Source organism: Oribacterium sp. FC2011 (assembly GCF_000701645.1).
In the GTDB taxonomy this organism is placed as follows: domain Bacteria; phylum Bacillota; class Clostridia; order Lachnospirales; family Lachnospiraceae; genus Oribacterium.
Genome location: NZ_JNJM01000009.1, coordinates 47,966 through 72,071 on the forward strand (window position 1 = coordinate 47,966; position 24,106 = coordinate 72,071).

The following is a 24,106-nucleotide window of genomic DNA, read 5'->3' on the forward strand; positions in this document are numbered from 1 at the left end:
GCTAATCTGAAAAGTTATCTGAATCGTTTGTAGCCTTAACATAGCAAGGGGGGTATTACAAAAAAGATTAATTTTTAAGAGTTTTTTGCAAGAATCTTCTTTTTAATAATGTTTTTAGGAAATTCTTTCTTTTGTTTATAAAGTTAAACAGAAAGTTTATAAATCAAAGAGGATTGATAATTTTAAGTCAATGTATTGATAAATTTAAGTCAATGTTTTGCTTTTTATTATAGAAGAAATAAGTTTTGGGGAATGAAGAGGCTTGTATAAATATTCATACAATATTGAATGATAAACCACAGGTAGAAAAGACAAAAAACGAGAGAGTTTTCACTGGTGAAAACCCTCTCGTTTGGAATTTTTTTTTATTTCTTCGGTGCCTGTATGACTCATATCTTGTATCACCCATCTATAATAGAGCCATCTGTTCACAGTTTTGTCATTAAATCATTGTTGACTTTTGTCTCGACTCCTTGTATTATAAGCGAATCGATCAAGTACATGTATAACATTTCGATATTTCTATTCATATAGAATTCAAATTCTCCGGTTCCGGAGACACATAATCCAAAACTATACTAATTTTATTGTCTATCAACCAATCAAGTATATTGATTATTCTGATATATAGGAATTATTGGGCATTCTGCTCCGTCCATTTATGATATAATGCTCTTATATAATACTTCGATTAGTCTTTTTGATATGTCAATTTAAATTAGTTTAAGGAGTGTAATTATCACTATTTATACTCATTTAATCAAATATGATAAGGAGACTAACCGAATGACAAGGCATAAATATAACTATCTTGGAAAATGCGTTGACATGGTATTCAATACCTTCATCCGCAAACCATTGCACAAGAATTAGCTGATTATAAAATTGAGGAGGTAACAGAATGGATAGCAGATACAATCAAAAGTGTCTAAATGCTGCAGAAACCGTATTAAGTAATCATTTTCGTTCTGATATGTATAGTTTTGATGGGGTTGCAGATTGTGCAGTATGTCTTGTTCAAAGCGAAAACGGATGGGACGTATATCTCAAAGAACGCAATTCCTTAAGTAACCTTACTACACATATGAACGTCATGGATGCCATAATTGACATGATAAACAGAATATCTGGAAGAGAAGCTGAGCAGATTCGTTCTGAATATTATAATCTTGTACTCCAAAAAGATATTGCCTGATTTTTCAATAATCCCACCTTGGACGGTTCTCGCCGGCGAGAACCGTCCAAGGTGGATTACTTTTGCGCATCAAAAAATCTCCGGAAGGTTCCGGAGATTTTTCATATTTATGCATCATTTTGTCAGTCGTCCGATGACCAGGGCGCGGCCGTTGGTGGCGGCGTCGACACAGGTGGAGAGGGCGATGAGTTTGTCGGAGGGCTGGATGTTCAGGTCGTCACGTATGTTGGTGGCGTTTTTCTCGACGTAGCTTATAAATCGGGCCATATCGTCTTCTGTTTTTTTGTTGAGGACGTTGTATACTTCGTCATCATAGGCGTCTGTTTCGATGCATGCCCAGATCTCGATCTCATAGGTTGTGTCCGGAGTATAAAGGGTTCCGGTCTTTCGTTTATCAAAATATTTCTTGTCGATAAACTCCATAACATCACCGAACATACCGCCGTTATCCATGTGGTGACCGTACATCAGGTTGTATCTGTCGCTCAGGTCATGGGCATTAGCCATGGTGAGGAAGATGGCGCCGGACAGGGAGAAATTCCCGTAGATGTCCTTGTTGACATACTCCATGTCATCCTTTCCGACAACGAAAGGATAGTCAATATGTGTGTCATCCACCTGGATCCATCCAAGCACATCCTTATTGATGAGCATCAGTTCTTCAAGTGTCGGATTTCTCTCTCCTACTCCCCCCGAGGGCTTGTACTTCAGAAGGTCGTCATTCAGGAATGCGCCTCTGTAGACGTTATATGTGTCCCACAGAGCATAGCTGCTGTAACTGATGGCCACCACAACAAACATCGACACGAAGAAGTTCAATATTCTGTTTCCTATTCTTGCTGCAAATGAAATTGTTTCCAAATATTTTTCCTCGTAATCTGTATAATTATAAACTCAGATTTACAACCTTATAGTCTTATTATAAGTCAATCTCTCCAAATGTCGAATTATATTAAAGGGGCATCGACATTCTTTCCGAATGACAACGCCCCTATGTAATCTGATTTAATAAATTATCTTGATCTCTTTAAGAATGCTTTGATCCATCCAAGGAGTACAGCCAATGCTGCAAGGAAGCAAAGACCTGAAACCATCATGAAACTGTTGTCTCCGGTTCTGGTAGCTCCTCTTACTGCGCCGAGAACCTGTCCGATAGGACCGTCCTCAACAAGATCACGAGCTGCTCCAAGTACCTGACCTACAGGACCGTCTTCAATAGCATCTCTTACTGCTCCAAGAACGCTTCCTGAACCTGGATCAGGAACATAATCGCTTTCATGCTTCTTACTGTTATCTTTAGTAGTTGATGAGCCGGATGTTGTACCTGGTGTTGTGTCGTTCTTCTTCTCACCGGCCTTTGCATAGTGGTTCTCAAATACTATCTCATCAAATGTCTTGTCGCCGCTATAGATGGTTCTTGTTGCTTCAAGCTTTCCATCCTTCTTCTCAACTACAACCTTGATTGTGTACTGAGTCTCATCATAAGTGAAGCTTGCGGCATCACCCTTTTTCTCTACTACTGAGTAGGTGTAAGTACCAACCTTCTCATAGTACATGTTACCGAACTCAACTTCACCAACACCTGTTTCTATTGTCTTAACACCGTCAACACTTCCCTCTGGCATAGGATATGTCTTATCATCAGCCTTCATTGAGAAAGTGAACTTTACATCATCAGGTGCTGTGCCTTCATCTTCAACAACAACCTTCCTTACAGGAGGATCTGTAAGACATGGCTCATATACATTAACAAACTCGATATCCTGTTTTGCTTTTTTGTCACCATTCTTATAAGCAACTACAGTAGCTTCAAGATTGTAATCCTCATTATTACGTACAGCTACGATAACTCTGTAAACCGTATCATCATATACATACGCATCTGTGTTACCGCTGATCTGTCTTACTTCATACTCATAATCACCGGGCTCTAAAAATCCCTTTGGCTCTTCATATCCACCAGTCTCTCCGGCTGCACCTGACTCATAGGTTGCTCCTGACTCATAAGCCCCATCTGATTCATACATATATTCAGCTGATTCATCATATGCAGATGATTCGTCGATTGGAGATGAACTTCCGACTGAAGAAGTCATTGTGAATTTATCCTTAACTGTCTCGCCCTTCTTGGCATCCACTGTTATGGAATCCTGATCAAATTCCGGTGCTCCGTCGATAGGGGTTATGGTGATAGTCATCTTTTCAGATGATGCCTTTTCTCCCTTCATCGTAACACTAAACGGAACTTCTGCGTCTGCTTTATATTCTGCTGCGAACGCACATATGTTAAGGAGCAACGCAAACAGCATTACCATGAATGCTCCTATATAGTTTTTTCTTAATACTCTACTCATCCTTTGCGAGCCTCCTCTAACCAGTTTGCTCAGTTGATACCATTCGTCCCAATACTACTGCTCTTCCATTAGTCTGAGCATCAACACATGTCGACAGGCTTATGATCTGATCATCTGCTGTGACATTGATATCTCTGTAGTGTGTAGCTGTTTCCTTTACGTAATCCTGGAACCCTTCCATATCTTCTATCGCGTTTTCTACACGATAGATATACTTGTCATATGCGTCACATTCCATCAATGCATACAACTCTATGTCATAGGTCCTGTCAGGTAGGAAAAGCTTACCTGTCCGGTGTCTGTTGAAGTAACCTTCATCTATGAACTCCATGACGTCACCGAACATACCGCCATTGTCCATGTGGTGTCCGTACAAAAGATTGTAGGGATCACTGAAATCATCTTTATTCTTATACGATACGAATATCGCTCCGGAAAGTGAGAACTCTCCGTATACATCTTTATTTACATACTCCATATCATCGATGCCCTGAAGAACAGGATAGTCGATATGGGTATCATCAACGGTTAACCAGGCCTTAACGTCCTTGTTGATTCTTCTCAACTCTTCAAATGTAGGAGCATTACTGCCCTGAGTACCCGGCTTTAACTTCATAAGGTCACTGGACATGAATGCACCGCTGTAGGTTACGTACACATCCCAGAGAGAATAACCACCGTAGGCAAGCATCGTAATGATCATGACCGTAGCCATAAATCCAAGTATCTGATTACCGATTCTTGCAAGATTTGCCGCTCTCTCCATCGGACCTCCCTTTAGACTTTCCATCCAGAAATTTTTTATATCGGTGAAGCACCAAATATGTATTATAAGGCGCTTCACCAAATTTATCTAATTAAATTTCTGTAAAAGGGTTAATTACAGATTAGTCCTCGAAAGACTCTTTCTTGCGAAGGAATGTAGCAGCTGCGCCACCTGCAAGAGCTACCATAAGAGCGTAAGGAGCGATGTCCATTGCAACACCTGTAGGAGTTACTGCATCACGCTTATTTGTGATTTCAAGAGTAGCACCATTACCACTTACATTAACCTTAAGTGTTTCTGTATTATCAAGTTCAGTTCCAACACTAGTGTAATCATCTGCTGTGATTTCAGCAGCACTACCAAGTGCATAAGTTGTTTTATATCCGTTCTGATTGGCCTCTTCCTCCTTAACACCTACAACATCTCCATCTGTAAGACCATAAACACGATATGATACAGTTTCAGATACCGGTAACTGAAGAGCATCACCACCATCCACTAACTTGTATGTGGTTGTTGTCTCGTTTCCATTTTCAAACTTAACTACCTTGAAGTTCTCACCTGCAACATCTGATTTAACTGATAAATCAAATGTGAATCCCTCAGAATGATTACCTAAAGTTCCATCGATTTTCTTTGAGATTGTGAGATCATATACTTTATCTGTTGTTGTATTATCGCCGTACTCATTCTTAAGCTCATTAACCTTGACATCGTTGTTCATTATTACAACATTTGATACTTTTCTCGCAGCTGTTCCATCGTTTACAACAAATACATACATTGTATATGAATCTTCATCGTACTTCATTCCAGGATAATCAACGGTTGACTGGGTGTTGTCATCTATATAGAATTTTTTATCCTCTGATAATTTGTACTTATATACACCGGCTGTAGTGAACTTTGTCTCATCAAATGTAATAGTGAATGTTGCATCATACTCACTAGATAACTCTCCGGGTGTGAACTTTGCCTTAGTTACAGAACCCTCAGGTAATGCAGCAGCAATACCTTTCTTTATGTCATATGTTTCTGTTTTAGCATTTCCATCACTATCTGTTCCAGCGAATTCCTTTGTCTCCTTCTCAGTAACGTCAGCTGCTTCAACTGTAAAGCTGAATGATCCGTTTGGAGCATATGTCTTTCCATCTGTTGTAACCTTCTTGTGAACAGTCATTGTTTTTCCTGTTCCAACAACACTTTCAGCCTCTACAGCGAAAGCGCTGAAGCTCATTGATGCAGCAAGTGCGCCTGTCATTACGAGTGTTGCAAGTTTGTTAATGTTCTTTCTCATGATAATTAACCCTCTCTTAAAATAAAATTATAATCCTACGTTTTTTATTCAAATAAGTACCGCCGTACTTGTTTGATCTCTTGGTTTTCCGGGTAAGCCTTTACAGATTGGATCTTCTGATGATCGTTATCACCTTACCCAAAATTTCGCTTTTCTTCACAGCTCCGAAGTAGCGGCTGTCCTTGGCTCCGTTTCTGTAGTCGCATAAGATGAAGTATTCATCCTCAGCAAGCTGCAGCGGATACTGTACATAATCCTCATACTTTGGTGTGCTGTAGAAGATATCACTTTCGATCATCGTACTGTCGTTGATCTTAAGTGTTGAATCGTCCGTGACTTCAACTTTGTCTCCGCCCTTTGCCACGACTCTTCCGGTGTAGGTCTTTCCGTCTTTTTGGATAACCACCACATCGTCGGAATTGATTCGTGTCTCAAGCCGGTAGAAAAGCATCAGGTCGCCGGCGCTGATTCTTGGTTTCATGTCGTCATTGGCCATGGGTTTCAGTCCGAAGATAACCCAGAACATGATGTAAATCATTACGATCATCACGACAAGTCTTGAGAAAAATGACTTAATATCACTTATCTGACTTAGTCTTCTTCGTCTTTTCCTGATCGCCTGGTCTACAGGACTTCCTTTGGCCGATGCCTTTTTTTCGGGAGAACCGTTTCCATGTTTCATGACTGTCCTCCTTAGTCCATATTCAGTTTTTCTTTTAATTTCTTTATCTCGAGATCCCGTTCCTCGAGCAGTGTCCGGTATTTGATCTCCTGTTCATCGAATACTGATTTGTATTCATTGTTCAGGTCATCGATCTTTTTCCAGACACTTTGCTCGTTCACCCCTCCGAAAAGGGATTTCTGGAACTTCATCTTTTCGATAAATTCTGCAATATCCTCAAGTGATCTTGATGCCATTTGCTTTTGCCTTTTTAACTGTTTAATCAGTCTTCAAACAGACGACGCTTCTGGAAGTCATATGCAAGGAATACCATTGCTGCTAAGCCCGCAAGTGCAAGTACTACGAATGGAGAAACATTATCGCTGAATCCTGTAGGAGGATCAATCTTCTTTTCGTTAACGAAATAGATTGAATGATACTCGCTGAGCTTATAAGTACCCGTTTCAAGTCCTTGTGTTAAGTTCGTTGCATCTGTTCCCCATTTTGCTGTATATCCCTTACCATCATCTACCTCAACAATCTTGTAAACCGCATCTGCCGGTAATGTAATGGTAACAGGAGTTTCCGTCTCGATTGCAGCCGGTGTGATAGTAAATTCATAAACACCGTCTGACTTATTAGTAAGTGTCACTCCTTCATGCTCAAGATCTTCTATGAATCTTTCAGCATATTTCTTATGAGTTGTTCCAGTTTCATCGTAAAGATGTAACTCGAATGTTGCTGCGTGTGCTGCAGCCATGTTTCCGGTAAACTTCTTGGAAACAACTAGCTCATCAGTCTTGATTTCATTTGTTGCAACGAGTGTTGTCAACTCAATATTTGCAAGATTCTTGATGCTCTTTATTACTTTTCCGGTTTCGTCATACTCGAACTCAACATCCTTAAGTACTCCATCCACGATCATCGGGTGGTAAACTTTTTCTACGAGTTCGAAATGAGCATTTCCTTTAGTCTCTACGAACTTGTAATCATGTCCCTTCTCAATGATGTAATATCCTGAAACAAGCTTTATATCTCGTTCTGTATCATTCAGAAGCAGGTTGAAACCGTGCTCATTACCCTTTGCCTCAGATACAAGTATTCCGGGGGCGATATCAAGACTGATATCATTTTTCCATGTTATTGTCTTTTCGTCTTCGGATACTTCTTTGTTTGTATCATTCAATACCAGTTCTGTCTTATAGTCCTGATACTCAGTACCTACTTTTTTCTTAAGGCTAAGTACAATATTGTTATTGTCTCCGGTAAGCAGGTTCTTCTGATCCTTATTGGTAAGCTTCCATACCTTCTCTGCAGATACCTTTGTATCTACCAGAGACATAGTCGGGAAGGTTGAAACTGATGATGTGTAAGTTGTTGTTGAAGGAACCTGAGTTTGTGTTCCGTTCTCATTCTTGATCTTTACAGTCTTATACGAAACAGATGCTCCAGTATTTGTTCTGTATGACCAAGTCTTTTTTTCCTTGTCATACACATACTGTTTCTTATAAATTATAAATTCTTTATCATTTTCGTCCTTAACTGTCTCAACATCAGCTGCAGGTAATGTAGTCGGATCTACATCCAGCACTTCCGCAAGAGTATCGTATGCATCCTGTTCAGGCCATACTACAAAGCTTACAGAATAGGTTGTTCCATCCTCAAGAACATAGTTTTCTCCACCAACATTCCAGTCAACAGAATTTGTTGCCTTGTTATATGTTGCTGTCTTTATCGGATTGATCTTATCTGTATCAGTAACCTCTGTTCCATCAGACTTTACAATCTTATATGTAAAGCTTTCAGGATTACCCAGAACCGCTACGGAAGCAGTAAGGCTTGTCATTCCATCAGTGAAGCTAACGTTTGTGTAACCTACAGAATTTGTTACTATATGAACGATGTTGCTGAATGCTTCATTAAGTGCACCTTCGTTTGTAGCATCAGTGTAATGACTCTCATCGCTGAGGAGTTGCTTCATTTTGCTAATATCACCGAATGCTCCTATTGCGTATAAATGTTTACCCTGGTTTTCCAGTTTCTTAGCAACTTTTACAGCTGCCTCGAGATTGTATCCATAGTTATCATGGTCACCTGCTCCCCATGCACCTTGGCTTCCGCCATCATAATGACCGTTTTGACTGATTCTGAATGTCGGTTCTCCGTCTGATACGAACACAATATATACAGGATCATCATCTTCGAAATCATAAGTAGTCGCTTTGTCAAGCGCTGCTTCCCAGTTTGTTCCACCGTTTGCTGTAAGAGCATTTACTGCATTTACTATCGTGCTTTCATTACTGGTCTTTGATAAAGTGGAATTAACTCTTGTAGAAAAGGTAATCAATCCCATTTCGATAGTATTGGCATTATTTTTATTATACTCGAACAGACTATGTGCCAGATTTCCAATCGCATCCTTAGCTACATCCAGTCTTGTACGAGGATTATCAATTAAACTGTATCTGTCTCCAGTGTACTCATACCAATGCCAACTATCCATATACCATTTATTACCCGACTTATAAAGTTGGATATAATGGTCACTATAGTATCCATAGGTTCCGTTTCTATTGTCTAGTTTATATGAATCATCCGTTACATCCCCCATACTTCCTGATGTATCAAGGATGACAAGGACATTTGCACTGGAATTGGATGTCTTGGATTTTGCAGCTCCGGTAACACTAAGTGTTAAAGTGTATGTACCATCATTGTTATTCGTTATAGTTTTTTTCGCGTCAGGTGCAGAATCCAGTTCAGGAAGCTCTCCACCTGTAGTACCATCTTTCTCCTTGTATACGAGATAGATATCGTTAACATGATACCAGGTATATCGTTTGGTGCTATTGTACTTATGCCAACTATAATCATAATAATAGTAAAGATCTCTACCATTAATCTTCTCATTGTATAACGGATGAAGATAATCACCTTCTAAATAATATATCAATCTTCCTTTGTCGGTACATGCACCATCGGTTGATTCTTCAAGGTCATTAGCTACATCCTGGGCAACCATTTTTCCATTGTGATCGAAATATTCAACGTAAGTGTCATTGCTGCCCCGAATTGCTGAAACACTTTCTATAACCTTTCCGTTAATATTTCCAAGTCTTGCCTCAACAAACTCGTAGGTTGAAACACCGCCTTCCCACTGTGCAAGATTTACTTCCTGCTCTGTTGGTTTGATGTTTTCGTTTTGACCTGTGAGTTCTACATCTTCCCCGCCAAGGGATAAGGTTAAGTTTAATCCACTTGTATTATCAAGAATTTCCTTTCCTGTCTGATCAACATAGTGAACTCTTACAGTGAAGTCGTTATATCCTAAATAGTTCCATTTGATGGTGTAGACTGAGAAACTGTCAACTTCAAACTCTGCAACAGCACTTGCAACTTCAACTTCTGCACCCTCGCCTTCTGAAGCTGCTGATTCATCAACCACAAGATCAGAATCCTTGATCTCTTCATCATTCTTATCGAGAAGTGTTACATCCTTTGCTGCTGCAACCTTTTCAGTTTTCAAGGTATCATTTGTTTCCTTTAAGTGATGTACTTCAAGTGAAGATGCATCAATCTTATTGAGAAGCTCTTCATCACTGAGTGTGATCCTTACCTTTACTTTCTCTGTCGGCTCTACTTCTTTTCCTGACTTGTCAAGGAAGTGGATGTCCAGTGACTGTGAATTGTGATAAATATTGCCAGCTTTAAGTTTTGCTACCTGTTCATCTGAAAGTTTATCCTCAGATGCTTTAGCTTCTTCAGGCTTGGCAAGCTTCTTTACTTCAAGTGTCGGTGTGATGTTTCCAAAAGCTTTCTTCTCTGCGAAGACTTCTACATTGAACCCATCAACCTCTGCCTCGTAATGGATCTTTCCGAGCTCATTGATTGTGTACTGAGCGATCTTTGCAATCTTTATGTTTTCCTTGGCTGCTTCCTTGTCCTGAAGAACTTCTTCCTTAACTTCTGCGATGAGTTCCTTTGCGAAGTCATCGTACTCAGTTATCTCTGATTCGGATGCTACCTTTTTGGATTCTGACTTTACAGCAGCCTTGGTCTCATCAACCTTCTTGATTTCTTCCTTAGGTGCTTCTGTCTCAGCTACGGCTACGGTTTCAGCTGCTGTTGTCTCAACAGCTTCCGTCTCCTGAACCTGATCCTCAGCCTCGTCCTCTGAGATTCCTTCAGCAACTGCATTCTCAAGTGCTGTTGAATCATCTGCTGCCTCAACTGCTTCTGACTTTACTTCATCAGTTTCATCTGCTGTATCTTCTCCGGCTGCTGCTTCAACTGCTTCAGCAACAACTCCGTCTGTCTCTTTTTCTTCTTCCTCTCCGGAATCTTCTGCTGCAGGTGCTTCTGTCTCAGGATCGAATTCAACGCCTTCAGCAACAACGCCTGCGTATACTGTCATTCTTCCAAGTACTACATCACCTACGCCATCGAATGCATCGCTTACTGCTTCAGCGATCTTCTCAGGAATAGTAGCTTCTGTTTCAAGCTCCTCGGAAGCTTCTGTTGTTTCCTCTGCCTCAACCTCAACCTTTACATCAGATTCTGTCTCAGCTGCTTCTGTTTCTTTTTCTGTCTCAGCGGCTGTCTCTTCAACTACTGTTGATGAATCATTTGTATCAGTTGTAATCTCTGCGGCGTCTGTGCCAGCTGCTTCTGTGACTTCAGCGGTTGTCTCTTCTGCAGGAGCTTCTGTCTCGGCATCCTTAACCTCAGCTGCTGTTGTCTCCTCTACGCTTGTTGTTTCTTCAGAAACTTCTGCAGCTACTGTTGTCTCTTCTTTTGTAGTCTCAGCTACTGTTGTTTCCTCGGTAGACTTCTTGATTCCTGCCTCATTAATGATCTTCTGAAGAGCAGCTTTTCTTCCGCCAACCTCTACCTTGTCGTAAGTTACGCCGTCAACCTTCAGTGTGAAAGATACCTTCTCGTCGGAAGCATTCACAAACATGAATGTGATCTTCTCGTTTCCTGTAAGCTCGTAGTCGGAGTTATCGGCATTTTCCTGCTCAGGCTCAACGTAGTATGCATCCTCACCGCCATTTACAAGTGTATCAACCTGTGATGATGGCTCGTAAAGGATGATATCCTTATCTGTACCATAGCGGAACTCAACATTCTTTGACTCTGTAGAATCTTCTTTTGTGATTTCACTGGGGCTTGCTGTAAGGTCAACCGTTGCCATCTTGGCATCTTTCTGAACGAAGATGCGAAGCTCGGCGTCCTCACCGGAAAGTGTGTCCTGAACTGACTCAGGAGCATCCACTATATAAAGTCCCGGATTCTCATTGAAGAATGCTTCATATTCTTTTAATGCTTTCTGATTGTCTCCGGTTGCTCCCAGATAATCCTCGGCGTCGAAAAGACGGTTCTCGCGGATCGCTGTAAGAGCAGCTTCCTTCAAGTCATCGCTTAAAAGCTCAAGTGTGATCTTCTTATGTATAATTCCGGAAACGGAAGCACTTGATTCTGTTACTTCCTCGGCACTTTCAGCAAAGGCCGGAGCCTGTACTGCTGTGACTACCATGCTGGCAGTCAGCAATGTTGCCAATCCCTTCCTGAATATTTTTTTGATTGAATAATTAGTTTTCTTCATAAACTACACCCTCTATGTTTAAGCCAAACCTTGGTTTAATCATTTTATGAACAAATTTTAGCAAACCGAATATTAATAATTCCCTTAAAAATAAACCGAATTTTTCGTAAAAAGTTATTTTTTATTAATAATTGGTGCCTAGGATTTAATTTTTAAGGGCTTAAATTTGTGAGTTTTTGTATAGATTTTAAGTTTTTCTAAAGAATAGTGTAATAATCGGAGGTAAACTTAGTTTAATTTTGGTTTACCATGTAAGGAAAGTGTAGGTTATGATGATAAAATGGATATTAATTTTATAAACTATGATTTTATGGAATTTATTTCTATTATAGGGAATTTATGGGTAGATTTAATTTTTCAGAGGAGACCAGGTTTACGGATCCGATGGTGATTGCAGAGGCTGATTATTAAAAATTGATGATTTTCTTCTATATATAATAAAAAGAGCTGTCTGAGACGGATATGGTCTGAAAACAGACCATATGAAACCCGATTCAGCTGTGGTATGCTTCTAATATGGAACAATTTACAGGATTGGGAAAACCATAGTGGCTGCGGATCCCGACAAGATCAAAAGGAGAATATACATGAACGTTCTTGAGGCTACAATTGCCATGCTGGAATCTATGCCAGATGAAGACATTAACAAAGTTTATAAATATACCAGAAAGCTATTTGAAGAAATCAAACCCGAAAATCCATTTGGACCATTAACTAAAGAGCAGGTCCTGACTGATCTAGCCATATCGAGAAAGGAATTCGAACAGGGCAAAAGCCTAGATGCGCGTGAAGCGATAATGGAGATGCGGAGATCACATGGATTCATATAAAACTCATATTACTCCGAAAGCTCAAGAGTAATTAAACCGATACATAGATTATATCCAGTACAATCTTTCTGATGAACAGGGTGCGAATGCAGTTCTTTTGGATGCATTAGAGACTATAGATATTCTTGAAATGGTTGCCGGTAGTATGACATTTTGCGAAAGTGAAGAGCTACGAAACCTTGGTTACCATAAAATATTATTTCAAAGGCATGACTATGTGATGATATATAGAATAATCGGAGATATTGCATCTATTGATGCTATATATCATCAGATGCAGGACTATGAAAAAATCTTCATGAAGGAGTTAGGCCTCGATTAATTATGACTACTGGGGACGGTTCTCGCCGACGAGAACCGTCCACGGTGGAATTCCTCTTACATCTTTTCCTTACATAACTCCATCATCTTTCCTGATATTTCATCAACGTGTAGAAATCCTTCTTTCTTAAGCTCAGTAACGCTCTTCTCCAAAGAACCCTTAAATCCCTTTGCAAGTCTGTCATACTCTCTTTCAATAACTTTACCTGATATTCCGATGTCTTGTGATGCTTCAAGAAATGTCTCCTTGTTCATCTTCTCCCAGCGTATTTCACCTGCGATCGCTATGGACATTTCAGCAGTTGATTCTTTATACACCATTGTTGAAACCAAGTCATACGCCGGAGCAAGTGACATTGATGACAAATCGGGTGTATATAGCATCGATAAGTTCTTAATGTGGTTATCAGTGTTTCCAATTAAGACATCATATATCAGAATATCCAATAACAATATCTGATCCCGAAGCGGATTTCTTGATTGCTCTCGTACAAGCCGAAATATTCTTTTCAGGTATTCATCACCCGGTGATTCATATTTTTTGCTCCCGGGAATGCCAAGTGCCTGTGCAAAATCTTCCTGATGTAATCTCAAAGGGCATGACATCCCACTAACCAGTTTAACTGAATTCTCCATGTCCCTGTCATACCGTTTTGACGCGAGAAGTATTTCAGAATCATTGAATCCTCCCTGGTTAACGATAAAACTTTCAATCGTAGGTATCCCCAGGTGAGCAGCCGTACGAAGCGCAAGCTGTTCATTCTCAACTATATGCTGCAACCGAACATGGCTTTGCTTTACTATGTGTGTGCTGGGTGCTGTACCTAAAGGTTGAAACCATTTACCATCTTTATAATATAGACCAACTTTTCCCGAAGCACCTGTTAACGAAAGGTGTGATTTGACCAATAGTTCTGTAGACTTTGTCGCACCTTCTGCTGCAAGATCCCTGACCTGTTCAGGAGTAAGTGGCACATAATTTGGCTCCTCTACTCCTGTATCTGAGGACTCTTCTACTCTTATTGCGCCAAGGCATTCTTTTCCGAGACCGGCAAGTATCGTCAGGTAATCTTCTTCGTCAGCATGCAGCCATTTGGCGACGCTTTTTCTGCTAAATCCCTCCGGGAGCAATCCTTCAAAAAAGCAACTTGTTTCTATCGGACTGAATGGCTCTTTACTTAAAGGCAGCGCTACAGAAATACCCGGATATTTGTCTGTATAGTCAGAATCATATGTAAATACAGAATCTGTTTTATCATAACCCATGATGTGTCCAACATAAACTTCGCTGCCTTGAATTTCTATGAAAACATCTAACTTTCTCATTATTTATCCCTCGCCTCTATCGTAATGTTTAATCCAAGAAGCATGGCAACCTGTATAGCTTTTTCAAGCTGTATGGTTTTTTTCCCGTTTTCCAACTCTGACAGAAAGCTAATGCTTAACCCGGTAAAATCCGAAATATAGCCTTGAGTGTATCCGAGTTGTTTTCTCCTTTCACGTAAGGCAGCTCCAAAAGATTTTGAATCTGTTATTTTCACTTTCTTCTACTCCTCTTTTAATGTGGATATTTAGCCGAACGACTAATTGCCGCTCCGATTCCAAAATAATTAGCCGAACGACTAATTGCATGATGTTTATATCATAATTTAGCCAATCGACTAATTCAAGACTTAAATATCCACCGTGGATATGGTCCGAAAACAGACCATATGAAACTCTGTCCGGCTATGGTATGCTTCTAAAGTCTGGTAGACATTCTAAGGTTATAAAGGGGAGAATTCTTAAAAGTTGCTAAAGGAAAATGTTTAGATTTCATATCAAAAATAATAGATGGTATAATGAACATGCAAGGAGGATTAGCTCTATGGCAATAGAAGTAGTAAAAACACCTGCTCAAAATTTTGGCAAACCTTCAATGACAGATTTACCCTATGACTTAGGAAAAAGAATAATTAACACCATTTTAAATTCGCCTAAGCCAGACTTCACCGATTCAGATAAAGAAATTGCTGAATTGGAAGAAAAAATATTAAAAGATAGGTCTGCTAATAATGAGTGAAAAGAAAGGAATAATACAGACAAGAACTTTCTACTGTGATCATATTGCAGAGAAGGATAAGTCAGATATTGAAAATTTCAAAGTAAGAGACCCTAATGTTGCTGCAGGTCTTGAGAATTATATTAAATCTATTGCTCTTAGTGATGAGGCAATTGGTGCAATGAGGACATATCTGGTCAGAGATCTGGTCACCGATGAACTGGTTGCATATTTTTCTTTAAAATCAGGAATGGTTTCCATTAATGAGCGAGAGATTTTAAATGAAGAAGGAAAACTCGAAACGACGTTTGATACTGTTCCCGGAATAGAAATAGCTAATTTTGCAGTAAACTATGGATACGTCCGCGATCACCCTGATTGGAAAGGTATTGGACTTATTGTTTTCAGAGATTTTATTCGCGAGTTAGCCAGCAGGGTTGCAGCTATCTCTGGTACCATGGTTCTTTATATCTTTGCGCTCCCGTTTGAGAGTTTGATAAAAAGATACCACGATAAATATAAGTTCTTGAGACTTGATGAAGCTGAAGAGAAAGATCTTCACAACAGAATCAAACCTTTCTATGACAGAAGCTGCGTCTTCATGTATCAGATACTGTGATATAGTTAAAAAAGAGCTGCCCGGATGGGCAGCTCTTTTTCTCAGCTTGATTTTACGATTTTCCAGCGGTTGTTATAAAGTGAATCGCCTGCAGGGCCCAGGTAGTGATAGAACTCGGAGGTTTTAAGGAGTTCTGAGGTATCAGGGAAGACTGCTTCATTCTCGAGATACTCTTCGTCAAGGAGGTCCATGGCGCCTACATTGGGAGTTGAGTAGGTGATGTACTCGAAGTTCTGGGCTGCAACGTCCGGTCTGCAAAGGAAGTCGATCCACTTCTCGGCATACTCTTTGTTGCGGGCATTCTTCGGGATGACCCAGGCGTCGATCCAGAGGTTGGTGCCTTCCTCGGGGATACAGTACTCAACATCGATTCCGGAGCCGTCAAGTTCGTCCTGAACATAAAGGATCTCTCCGGAGTAGATAACTCCGACGGCGGCTTCTTCGCCGATCATCTTGTCTCTGACCTGATCGATTACATAAGCCTGGACGATGGGCTTCTGGTCAATGAGGTCCTGCATTGCCTTGTCAAGCTCCTCAGGGTTCTCTGTGTTGCAGCTGTAGCCGTTCTTCTTGAGGGCTACCATAAAGGCGTCCCGGACTGAATCCTGCATGAGGATCTCGTTCTTAAGGGCCGGGTTCCAAAGGTCCGCCCACTTTGTGGGATATGGAACTCCAAGCTCGTCAAGCATTCTTGTGTTATAAAGGATTCCGACGGTTCCCCAGGTGTAGGGCACCGCATATTTGTTTCCCGGATCGAACTGGGAAGCCATCTTCATGTAGTCTTCGCCAATGTACTGAAGGTTCGGTATCTTCTCAGGATCAAACTCCTGAAGAAGGTTGTTCTCGATCATCTTCTCGATCATGTAGTCCGAAGGGCATACACAATCATAGATAACTCCGCCGGCTTCGATGACCGGATACATTTCCTCCAGAGTCTCAAACACATCGTAGACAACATTGATGCCTGTCTCTTCCTCAAACTGATCGATGAGCTCGGGATCTATATACTCTCCGGCATTGTATACATACAAGGTGTTTGCAACCGGTGTCGGTATCTCTTCTATATCTTTTTCGGTGGTGCCGCAGCCTGCTGCAACCGCGGAGATCCCGACGATCACAAGAAGGCCTGCTGCCCCGGCGGCAAAGCGCCGTCTGTTTTTTATTAATGTATCTTTCATTTCATAACTCTCCCCAAATCCCAAAACAAATCCATCTTCGATATAGGTCCTTATTTTGCCTTGCCCTTTTTCTTCTCCAGCCACTCCGGCGCATAATTTCCCATGATGAGGATAACGAACACCGTTATGAAGATGACCGTAGACAGCGCATACATGGTGGGGCTGATGCCCTTTCGTACCTGGCTGTAAACCAGCGTCGAAATGGTGTCGATTCCCGCACCTCTTGTGAAGTGGGTAATGATAAAGTCATCAAGGCTCATGGTAAAGGCCAGCATAAATCCGGAAGTAACTCCCGGCATAAGCTCCGGCAGTACTACCTTGAAAAAGGCCTGTGTGGGTGTTGCACCGAGGTCAAGCGCCGCTTCATAGGTATCCTTGCTGGACTGTCTGACCTTAGGCATTACACTGAGAATTACGTAAGGCAGGTTAAAGGTAATGTGGGCGATCAGTATGGTATGAAAGCCCAGGGATATCCTGAAAGCTATGAAGCACAGCATCAGTGAGATACCTGTAACGATGTCGGCATTGAGCATAGGGATATTGGTGATGCTCATGATGGTGTTTCTGGACCAGGACTTCATATTGTTAATGCCGATGGCCGCGATGGTACCAAGCACTGTTGCGATGAGTGCCGACAGGAACGCAATGATAACCGTGTTTCTGAGGGCAGCCATAATGGTTTCGTCAGCCCACATTTCCAGATACCAGTCTGTGGTGAAGCCGGACCACTTGGCGCGGGAACGGCCGCTGTTAAAGGAAAGCACCATCAGCGTCGCGATGGGTGCGTACATAAAAAGCACAATTAAGGCGAGGTAGCAGTCGGAGGCAAATTTCTTTAACTTATCCATCACATGATACCTCCTCTTTCCGAATCTTTATGGTCATCGAAATGGTTTACTATAAGCATTGACACGATAACGAATATCATGAGCACGAGGCTGAGTCCCGAGCCCTGATGCCAGTCGGAATCCTGCATGAACTCCTGCTCGATGACATTACCGATGAGGTAAATCTTGCCGCCGCCAAGCATGTTGGAAATGGCGAAGGTTGTAAGGGCAGGCACGAATACCATGGTGACGCCGGAAACGATGCCCGGGACAGACAGCGGAAGGATGATCTTCGTAAGGGTCTGCCAAAAGCTGGCGCCCAGGTCATAGGCCGCGTTGATGGTATTGTCATCGATTTTCATAAGTGCGTTGTAAAGCGGCAATATCATAAACGGAAGGAAGTCGTAGACCATTCCGATCATAACTGCTGCTGTTGTGTTGATGAGGTGCTGCTCCGGGAGATGAAGGGTTGTCAGTATTCCGTTGATAACGCCTTTTCTCTCGAGGAGTGTCTGCCACGCCAGGATTCTGAGAAGTGAGTTCATCCACATGGGCAGGATGAATATGAACACAATGAAGGAGCCCCGGCTGAACTTGTTTTCACGAAGGATCATGGCCAGGGGGAATGCTATCAGGAAGCACACAATCGTACTGCCTGCCGAAAGGAGCAGTGCTCTGTACAAAGGTCTGTAGTTTTCCCAGCGGCGGATCTCCATGAGATTGCTCAGAGTGAAAGCATTAGTATCGCTTGTAAAACCGTAATAAAGGATGGTGAGCAGCGGGATCACGATGAATCCGACGATCCACACTACATAGGGTCCCGCGAGATATCTGGAGGCTTTGTTATTCAATGTCCATCGCCTCCTCATCCTCAGATTCCGGCTTGTTCATGATCTGAATGTTGGATGGCTTCACGTAGAGTCCGACTTTGGTGCCTGGCTCGCGAAGCTCGGTGGAGTGGATGAGCCACTCGAAGCCGTCGGGAGTGGTGCATTCCATCTCGTAAATCTCACCCTTGAAAATGACGTGGGTCATCTCGCCGTGAAGGATTGCCTTGGGGTCTTCATCGTCCAGGAGCTCCACGTCCTCGGGGCGGATAACAACGTCGACAGGCTTGTTGGTGCCGAAGCCGGCGTCGATACATTTGAATTCTTTGCCCAGGATGCGAACGGAATAGTCCTCGATCATGGTGCCGGAGAGAATGTTGGAATCACCGATGAAGTCGGCAACGAAGGCATTCTCCGGCTCGTTGTAGATCTGCTCAGGGCTTCCGGCCTGCTGGATGTAGCCCTGGTTCATGACTACCACATAGTCGGACATGGTGAGGGCTTCTTCCTGGTCGTGGGTTACATATATGAAGGTGATTCCCAGCTCGTTCTTGAGTCTTATGAGCTCGTACTGCATTTCCTGGCGGAGCTTAAGGTCCAGGGCGCCCAGGGGCTCGTCCAGAAGGAGGAGTCTCGGCTCGTTTACGATGGCGCGGGCGATGGCGATTCGCTGCTGCTGTCCGCCGGAAAGGGAGTCGATGCGGCGCTTCTCGAAGCCGTCAAGGTTTACGAGCTTCAGGGCATATTTGATCTTGTCTTTTATATAGGAATCGGATTTTTTCTTTATACGGAGTCCGAAGGCAATGTTTTCTTCGATGCTCATGTGCGGGAAGAGGGCATACTTCTGGAAAACCGTGTTGAGCTGGCGCTGGTTGGCCGGAAGGTTTGTGATGTCCTGTCCGTCGAAAAGTACGCTGCCCTTGTCAGGCTTCTCGAAACCGCCGATGATACGGAGTGTGGTAGTCTTTCCGCATCCGGAAGGTCCCAACAGCGTTACGAAGCTGTTCTCATGTATGTCAAGGGACAGGTCATCCAGGATGATCGTTCCGTCGTAGGCTTTAGTAATGTTTTTTAATTCCAAAAGATTTCTGCTCAAAGCTTTTTCCTCCCCAAATAGATAAATCGGTACCCATGTAAGCATTGACATAATGCAGGAGAAATCCTCTATTCTCCCACTCATTCACGGAACGCCGGTGGCGGCTTGCTGACTGCTTTCCGGCAGCAAATCCGTGACATAGAAAAAGGCCGGAGTCTTTTATTAGACTCCAGCCTGTATTACGATCGATTCCGAAAATGATTACCTGCACCCCCGCAGGTTCTTTTTGTAGAAGAGTCTAATTAAACCACTATTCTTATAGGTTTAATATCGTTTCAAATGCAAAAATGTATAATATGCATTTTCACTTCTCTTCAGTATTTTGTTTCCGTTTCGTCTACTCAGAGTGCTTACAAAGGCAACCCTATTGATCGTTTCACAAGATGGAGCATTAACTCCGTTCAGCAGTTAATCTCAACACCCGCACTCTCGCCATATTAAGTGCCGGGCATCCTGATTATCGGCAATGCCTTATAAGATACCGCTAAATACTTATAAAATTTGAGTCCTCCTGACCTTTCTAATCAGGGCCCATCTTTCATGTATCCAGTCCCCCCGGGAACCTTTGCATGCCACAGGCTACTCAATCAATAAAATCATTTGTAAAACATCTCTGTTTCACGTATTTTCAATCAGATACTAACAGCAAAAAGATATATCGTCAACGGGATTTTTAATCATCCCGGAATGTAGTCGGAAAATAGACAATATGCTTATTCTGCTCCTTATGTTACAATCCCAATCAGTGCTTGCCAAAGCGGTAGGCGGTTAGCCCTTTCATCACGAAGGGCATTTTGTAAGTCCCTTCAGAAAGAAAGGAGGGCGCCATGGTGAGTTATTCTGATTTATTCCAGTTTGGGATTCTGATTGTAGCTATCATTGGTCTTGTTTATAAGATCGCAAAAAAATAACCGCCCTCAGCCTATCAATGGGCGGTTATTTTTAATCACCTACTAAAGGGCTAACCGTCTATCGGCAAGCACTTTTTACATCTTTATAGTAAATCAATATTCAATATATTTCAACAGGCATTTTCAGCAACAGTTCAGCCGGCAATGGTTCGCGAAGACCGTGGTCGGCTCTTTTCCCCACCATCCGGAGTTATTGGAACCACTGATTGACCTTAAAACTCAGAATTCAGAATATAAGTCAATGTAACCTGCCATTCAGGATGACCTAAATCCTGATTACCTGAAATTGAGTCATTATTACTGCCATTCAGGATGACTCAAATGCTGGTAACCGGAATATGGGTCAATGTAATGCCTTGTTCACTGCGAAAATAAGGCATCCTGGCTGAACTGTTACCATTTTCATTTCTTATTATCCCTTGCATGCTTCGCCAGTATTGCCTTCTGAACTTCATTGAGTTTCAGCCTATCAAGCTCGGCACGTCTTTCGTCAAGCTCCTTATGTCCTACGTGATCGCAGTGACCAAGCTGAGCCTCAGCACAGCCGGCACAGGTTCCGTATTTCTTGTAGTCTTTGTAAAGCTTCCTGATAACAAATACTGTGACTAAAACAAGTATTGCAATAACTATAAAATCTGCCATATGTGACCTTTCCTTCTATATACGGGATATCCCCCGGGATTGGTTCCAATGCCATTCAGATAATGGGACTCCCTGCCGATCTTATCCATCGGGGACGGTTCTCACCGGCGAGAACCGTCCCCGATGAATAACTCGCCGGTACCATCCGGTATTCTCCGTCGTTTAGTTCTTTGTTGTAAGTCCAAGGATGCGGTATCCCTCCGGGTCTATGGTTTCATGGAGGGCCGCCATGAGATCACTAACGCTCTCAGACTTACTGAGTGTGAAGTTTGCGTTACCGGATTCATGAGATGCGGTTACATTCTTTGCATCCGGGATGGCCTTTCTGATGGCATCCTTTATATGTATCTCACACATTCCGCACATCATGCCATCGATAGTCACAGTGATCCTGTCTCCGGACCGGCATATACTGTCCAAAGACTGCGGGTCCTTCGGAGCTTCCGGCTTTTTAAAAAAGTTGATCACTATCCTAACTCCGATTATAAACAAAATCCCCAAGATGAAAAGAACAATCATATCTGTCCGATTCACAGTAATGTTAGATGTCATTTTTCTCTCCAAAAATCCACCAGGTCATCCACCGGGGACGGTTCCCGGCGAGAACCGTCCCCGGTAGATAACCTGTCAAAAGCAGGCCGAAGCCTAAGCTCCGACCTGTTTTAATGTAGAAATATAGCTTTTTACCGGTTCAATTTAATTACGGGCTTCTCCGACTTTCACTGCTTAGTACGAATTAATACTAAGTATCTCCGCTTTACGCCGCTGCTGCCGGGGTAACACCTGTAACCACTCTCTTTGCGTTTGGATCCGGTCTGAAAAGGAGGTACAGATAACCTGCAAGTACAACTACTGCAGCGATTGTGAATACGCTGAAGGCAACCTGTCCAACCATGAATCCGATAAGCTGGTAGATCATGAGTGATATAAGGTAAGCATTAACATTCTGGTATGCGATGGCGAACCAGAACCACTTTTTGCTGTTCATTTCCTTTGCCATGGAAGCGATGGCTGCAAGGCAAGGTGAATCGAAAAGGTTGAAGATGAGGAATGAAACTGCTGCCATGCTGCATGGGAAGAATGCCTGGAATGCAACATTCATTGCTTCATCATACTCCTCAAGCTCTTCTCCGAGCGAGGATACAACCGAAAGTGTAGTTACAAGACCTTCCTTGGCTACGAAACCTGAAAGTGATGCTGCAACTGCCTGCCAGCTGCCGAAACCTACAGGAACAAACATCCATGCGAAGGCATTACCGATGGAGGCAAGGAAGGAGCTCTCAACATCCTCTACAAGCATAAATGTTCCGTCCACGATACCAAATGCTCCAAGGAACCACATGACTGCACAGCAGAGGAAAAGGATGGTTCCGGCCTTCTTGAGGAATGCCCATACTCTCTCCCAAACATGGAGGAATACATTCTTCGCGGTCGGAATGTGGTAAGCGGGAAGCTCCATAACGAATGGTGCCGGGTCGCCTGCGAACATGCGGGTCTTCTTCATGATGATGCACATGATGATGACCATTGCGATTCCGCCGAAGTAAACTGCCGGTGCGAACCACCATGCTCCGCCCATGAGGTAGCCGGCGATAACAGCGATTACCGGAAGCTTAGCGCCACAGGGGATTGAGGTTGTGGTGATCATTGTCATTCGACGATCCTTCTCTTCCTCGATGGTACGGGTTGCCATGATGCCCGGAACGCCGCAGCCTGATGAGATAAGGAACGGGATGAAGGACTTTCCTGAAAGACCGAATCTTCTGAAAAGTCTGTCCATGATGAATGCTACTCTCGCCATGTATCCGCAGTCCTCAAGGATGGTGAGGAAGAAGAATACGATGGCCATCTGAGGTGCAAATCCGAGGGGTGCACCCAGGCCGCCGATGATACCGTCAACCACCAGGGAAATTACCCAGTCGGAGGCGCCGGCATTGGTAAGGATGTTCTCAAAGAAGGGCTGGATCCACTCACCTACAAGTACATCATTGGTCCAGTCGGTAACGATGGTGCCTAATGTTGTCACCGAAACATAGTAAACCAGGAACATTACCACTACGAAAATCGGAAGTGCGAGGATTCGATTTGTAACGATCTGGTCGATCTTATCTGAAAGCGAAAGCTCACCCGGCTTTCTCTTCTTGACTACGGCTCCGTCAACCAGCTTCTTGATATAGGTATATCTCTGGTTTGTGATGATGGACTCGGCGTCGTCATCAAGCTCGTTCTCGCAGTCCGCGATGTGTGCCTCGATGTCCTTCTTTGTAGTCTCATCGAGAGTGAGCTGCTCCAGCGCCACAGAATCGCGCTCGAATACCTTAACTGCAAACCAGCGAAGGTTCTTGTCGTCAACATTGCCCTCGAGGTGCTCCTCGATTTGGGCGATGGCATGCTCTACTGAACCTTCAAATACTGAAGGAAGATTTGCCTTCTTGCCTTCCTTTGCAGCCTCGATACAGAGTCTTGCAGCTTCGTCGATGCCTTCGCCGCGGAGTGCCGAGATCTCAACGAACTTGCAGCCAAGCTCCTGTGAAAGCTTCTTGATGTCTACCTTATCGCCGTTCTTTCTGACAACATCCATCATGTTTACGGCGATGACCATGGGGATTCCGATCTCCACAAGCTGGGTTGTGAGGTAAAGGTTTCTCTCGATGTTTGTGCCGTCGATGATATTAAGGATCACGTCAGGTTTATCCTTAACGAGGTAATTACGGGAAACAACTTCCTCAAGTGTATATGGGGAAAGGGAATAGATTCCCGGAAGATCCTGGATTGTGACCTCACGGTTTCCTTTTAATTTACCTTCCTTCTTCTCTACAGTAACGCCCGGCCAGTTACCTACATACTGATTGCTTCCTGTTAAAGCATTGAACAGTGTGGTCTTGCCGCAGTTAGGGTTACCGGCTAATGCAACCTTGATTTCCATAATATTTCCT

General features: G+C 42.8%; 22 protein-coding genes. 6 read left to right on the plus strand and 16 right to left on the minus strand.

Annotated elements, in window-relative coordinates:
• Positions 1 to 901 precede the first annotated feature (901 nt).
• A complete protein-coding gene (locus T357_RS0108680) occupies positions 902 to 1,195 on the plus strand; it encodes a hypothetical protein (RefSeq protein ID WP_031551097.1) in 294 nt (97 codons plus the stop codon).
• A 114-nt stretch (positions 1,196 to 1,309) separates the two neighbouring features.
• Here T357_RS0108680 and srtB (T357_RS0108685) read toward each other — a convergent pair whose 3' ends face one another.
• From srtB (T357_RS0108685) to T357_RS0108715, 7 genes are all read right to left on the minus strand, one after another.
• Positions 1,310 to 2,056 (minus strand): class B sortase, encoded by a 747-nt coding sequence (gene srtB, locus T357_RS0108685; RefSeq protein WP_031551100.1) that lies wholly within the window; start codon positions 2,054 to 2,056, stop codon positions 1,310 to 1,312.
• Positions 2,057 to 2,208: 152 nt separating this feature from the next.
• Positions 2,209 to 3,549 (minus strand): Spy0128 family protein, encoded by a 1,341-nt coding sequence (locus T357_RS20230; protein WP_049962354.1) that lies wholly within the window; start codon positions 3,547 to 3,549, stop codon positions 2,209 to 2,211.
• 16 nt (positions 3,550 to 3,565) lie between these two features.
• Entirely contained in the window at positions 3,566 to 4,315 is a 750-nt protein-coding gene (gene srtB / locus T357_RS0108695; RefSeq protein WP_031551107.1) for a class B sortase, read from the minus strand.
• 121 nt (positions 4,316 to 4,436) lie between these two features.
• Entirely contained in the window at positions 4,437 to 5,612 is a 1,176-nt protein-coding gene (locus T357_RS0108700; protein WP_031551110.1) for a DUF7601 domain-containing protein, read from the minus strand.
• 100 nt (positions 5,613 to 5,712) lie between these two features.
• Entirely contained in the window at positions 5,713 to 6,294 is a 582-nt protein-coding gene (gene lepB / locus T357_RS0108705) for a signal peptidase I (protein WP_044916578.1), read from the minus strand.
• Between the two features lie 11 nt (positions 6,295 to 6,305).
• Entirely contained in the window at positions 6,306 to 6,530 is a 225-nt protein-coding gene (locus T357_RS0108710) for a hypothetical protein (RefSeq protein ID WP_031551117.1), read from the minus strand.
• Positions 6,531 to 6,556: 26 nt separating this feature from the next.
• Positions 6,557 to 11,878: a vWA domain-containing protein gene (locus T357_RS0108715; protein WP_031551119.1), complete on the minus strand. Its 5,322-nt coding sequence runs from the start codon at positions 11,876 to 11,878 to the stop codon at positions 6,557 to 6,559.
• A 587-nt stretch (positions 11,879 to 12,465) separates the two neighbouring features.
• On the opposite strand from T357_RS0108715, the gene T357_RS0108720 reads away from it, so the two are divergent.
• Entirely contained in the window at positions 12,466 to 12,708 is a 243-nt protein-coding gene (locus T357_RS0108720; RefSeq protein WP_031551121.1) for a hypothetical protein, read from the plus strand.
• Positions 12,709 to 12,805: 97 nt separating this feature from the next.
• Entirely contained in the window at positions 12,806 to 13,030 is a 225-nt protein-coding gene (locus tag T357_RS19145) for a hypothetical protein (RefSeq protein ID WP_049962355.1), read from the plus strand.
• Between the two features lie 56 nt (positions 13,031 to 13,086).
• On the opposite strand, the gene T357_RS0108730 is transcribed toward T357_RS19145, so the two are convergent.
• Together T357_RS0108730 and T357_RS0108735 are read right to left on the minus strand one after the other, a co-directional pair.
• Positions 13,087 to 14,355 (minus strand): HipA domain-containing protein, encoded by a 1,269-nt coding sequence (locus tag T357_RS0108730; protein ID WP_031551123.1) that lies wholly within the window; start codon positions 14,353 to 14,355, stop codon positions 13,087 to 13,089.
• The gene (locus T357_RS0108735; RefSeq protein WP_031551125.1) at positions 14,355 to 14,570 is read right to left on the minus strand and encodes a helix-turn-helix domain-containing protein; all 216 of its coding nucleotides are present in this window, start codon (positions 14,568 to 14,570) and stop codon (positions 14,355 to 14,357) included. Before T357_RS0108735 ends, T357_RS0108730 begins: the two co-directional genes overlap by 1 nt.
• Positions 14,571 to 14,896: 326 nt before the next feature.
• On the opposite strand from T357_RS0108735, the gene T357_RS0108740 reads away from it, so the two are divergent.
• Complete coding sequence (locus T357_RS0108740; RefSeq protein WP_031551127.1) at positions 14,897 to 15,091, plus strand: hypothetical protein; 195 nt, start codon at positions 14,897 to 14,899, stop codon at positions 15,089 to 15,091.
• The gene (locus T357_RS0108745) at positions 15,084 to 15,689 is read left to right on the plus strand and encodes a hypothetical protein (RefSeq protein ID WP_031551129.1); all 606 of its coding nucleotides are present in this window, start codon (positions 15,084 to 15,086) and stop codon (positions 15,687 to 15,689) included. The genes T357_RS0108740 and T357_RS0108745 overlap by 8 nt, the downstream gene beginning before the upstream one ends.
• Positions 15,690 to 15,730: 41 nt before the next feature.
• Here T357_RS0108745 and T357_RS0108750 read toward each other — a convergent pair whose 3' ends face one another.
• The 4 genes from T357_RS0108750 to T357_RS0108765 form a co-directional block, all read right to left on the minus strand.
• The gene (locus tag T357_RS0108750) at positions 15,731 to 16,852 is read right to left on the minus strand and encodes an ABC transporter substrate-binding protein (RefSeq protein ID WP_031551131.1); all 1,122 of its coding nucleotides are present in this window, start codon (positions 16,850 to 16,852) and stop codon (positions 15,731 to 15,733) included.
• Between the two features lie 65 nt (positions 16,853 to 16,917).
• The gene (locus tag T357_RS0108755; RefSeq protein WP_031551133.1) at positions 16,918 to 17,715 is read right to left on the minus strand and encodes an ABC transporter permease; all 798 of its coding nucleotides are present in this window, start codon (positions 17,713 to 17,715) and stop codon (positions 16,918 to 16,920) included.
• Positions 17,715 to 18,545, minus strand: a complete 831-nt coding sequence (locus T357_RS0108760; protein ID WP_031551135.1) for an ABC transporter permease — start codon at positions 18,543 to 18,545, stop codon at positions 17,715 to 17,717. The genes T357_RS0108755 and T357_RS0108760 overlap by 1 nt, the downstream gene beginning before the upstream one ends.
• Positions 18,538 to 19,617 (minus strand): ABC transporter ATP-binding protein, encoded by a 1,080-nt coding sequence (locus T357_RS0108765; protein ID WP_031551137.1) that lies wholly within the window; start codon positions 19,615 to 19,617, stop codon positions 18,538 to 18,540. The genes T357_RS0108760 and T357_RS0108765 overlap by 8 nt, the downstream gene beginning before the upstream one ends.
• Before the next feature lie 827 nt (positions 19,618 to 20,444).
• On the opposite strand from T357_RS0108765, the gene T357_RS22170 reads away from it, so the two are divergent.
• On the plus strand, positions 20,445 to 20,528 hold the full coding sequence (locus T357_RS22170) for a putative holin-like toxin (RefSeq protein ID WP_242840089.1): 84 nt from the start codon (positions 20,445 to 20,447) through the stop codon (positions 20,526 to 20,528).
• Between the two features lie 402 nt (positions 20,529 to 20,930).
• On the opposite strand, the gene T357_RS0108775 is transcribed toward T357_RS22170, so the two are convergent.
• From T357_RS0108775 to feoB, 3 genes are all read right to left on the minus strand, one after another.
• On the minus strand, positions 20,931 to 21,170 hold the full coding sequence (locus T357_RS0108775) for a FeoB-associated Cys-rich membrane protein (protein ID WP_031551140.1): 240 nt from the start codon (positions 21,168 to 21,170) through the stop codon (positions 20,931 to 20,933).
• A gap of 162 nt (positions 21,171 to 21,332) precedes the next feature.
• On the minus strand, positions 21,333 to 21,638 hold the full coding sequence (locus T357_RS20835) for a heavy-metal-associated domain-containing protein (RefSeq protein ID WP_242840086.1): 306 nt from the start codon (positions 21,636 to 21,638) through the stop codon (positions 21,333 to 21,335).
• A 289-nt stretch (positions 21,639 to 21,927) separates the two neighbouring features.
• Positions 21,928 to 24,096, minus strand: coding sequence for a ferrous iron transport protein B (feoB, locus tag T357_RS0108785; RefSeq protein ID WP_031551146.1), 2,169 nt, complete (start codon positions 24,094 to 24,096; stop codon positions 21,928 to 21,930).
• Positions 24,097 to 24,106 lie beyond the last annotated feature (10 nt).

Excerpts from the sequence above, each read along its gene's own strand:
- T357_RS0108680 (WP_031551097.1), top strand. The coding sequence starts at position 902 with ATGGATAGCAGATACAATCAAAAGTGTCTAAATGCTGCAGAAACCGTA.
- T357_RS20230 (WP_049962354.1), bottom strand. The coding sequence starts at position 3,549 with ATGAGTAGAGTATTAAGAAAAAACTATATAGGAGCATTCATGGTAATG.
- srtB (WP_031551107.1), bottom strand. The coding sequence starts at position 4,315 with ATGGAGAGAGCGGCAAATCTTGCAAGAATCGGTAATCAGATACTTGGA.
- T357_RS0108700 (WP_031551110.1), bottom strand. The coding sequence starts at position 5,612 with ATGAGAAAGAACATTAACAAACTTGCAACACTCGTAATGACAGGCGCA.
- lepB (WP_044916578.1), bottom strand. The coding sequence starts at position 6,294 with ATGAAACATGGAAACGGTTCTCCCGAAAAAAAGGCATCGGCCAAAGGA.
- T357_RS0108710 (WP_031551117.1), bottom strand. The coding sequence starts at position 6,530 with ATGGCATCAAGATCACTTGAGGATATTGCAGAATTTATCGAAAAGATG.
- T357_RS0108715 (WP_031551119.1), bottom strand. The coding sequence starts at position 11,878 with ATGAAGAAAACTAATTATTCAATCAAAAAAATATTCAGGAAGGGATTG.
- T357_RS0108720 (WP_031551121.1), top strand. The coding sequence starts at position 12,466 with ATGAACGTTCTTGAGGCTACAATTGCCATGCTGGAATCTATGCCAGAT.
- T357_RS0108730 (WP_031551123.1), bottom strand. The coding sequence starts at position 14,355 with ATGAGAAAGTTAGATGTTTTCATAGAAATTCAAGGCAGCGAAGTTTAT.
- T357_RS0108740 (WP_031551127.1), top strand. The coding sequence starts at position 14,897 with ATGGCAATAGAAGTAGTAAAAACACCTGCTCAAAATTTTGGCAAACCT.
- T357_RS0108745 (WP_031551129.1), top strand. The coding sequence starts at position 15,084 with ATGAGTGAAAAGAAAGGAATAATACAGACAAGAACTTTCTACTGTGAT.
- T357_RS0108755 (WP_031551133.1), bottom strand. The coding sequence starts at position 17,715 with ATGGATAAGTTAAAGAAATTTGCCTCCGACTGCTACCTCGCCTTAATT.
- T357_RS22170 (WP_242840089.1), top strand. The coding sequence starts at position 20,445 with ATGGTGAGTTATTCTGATTTATTCCAGTTTGGGATTCTGATTGTAGCT.
- T357_RS0108775 (WP_031551140.1), bottom strand. The coding sequence starts at position 21,170 with ATGGCAGATTTTATAGTTATTGCAATACTTGTTTTAGTCACAGTATTT.
- feoB (WP_031551146.1), bottom strand. The coding sequence starts at position 24,096 with ATGGAAATCAAGGTTGCATTAGCCGGTAACCCTAACTGCGGCAAGACC.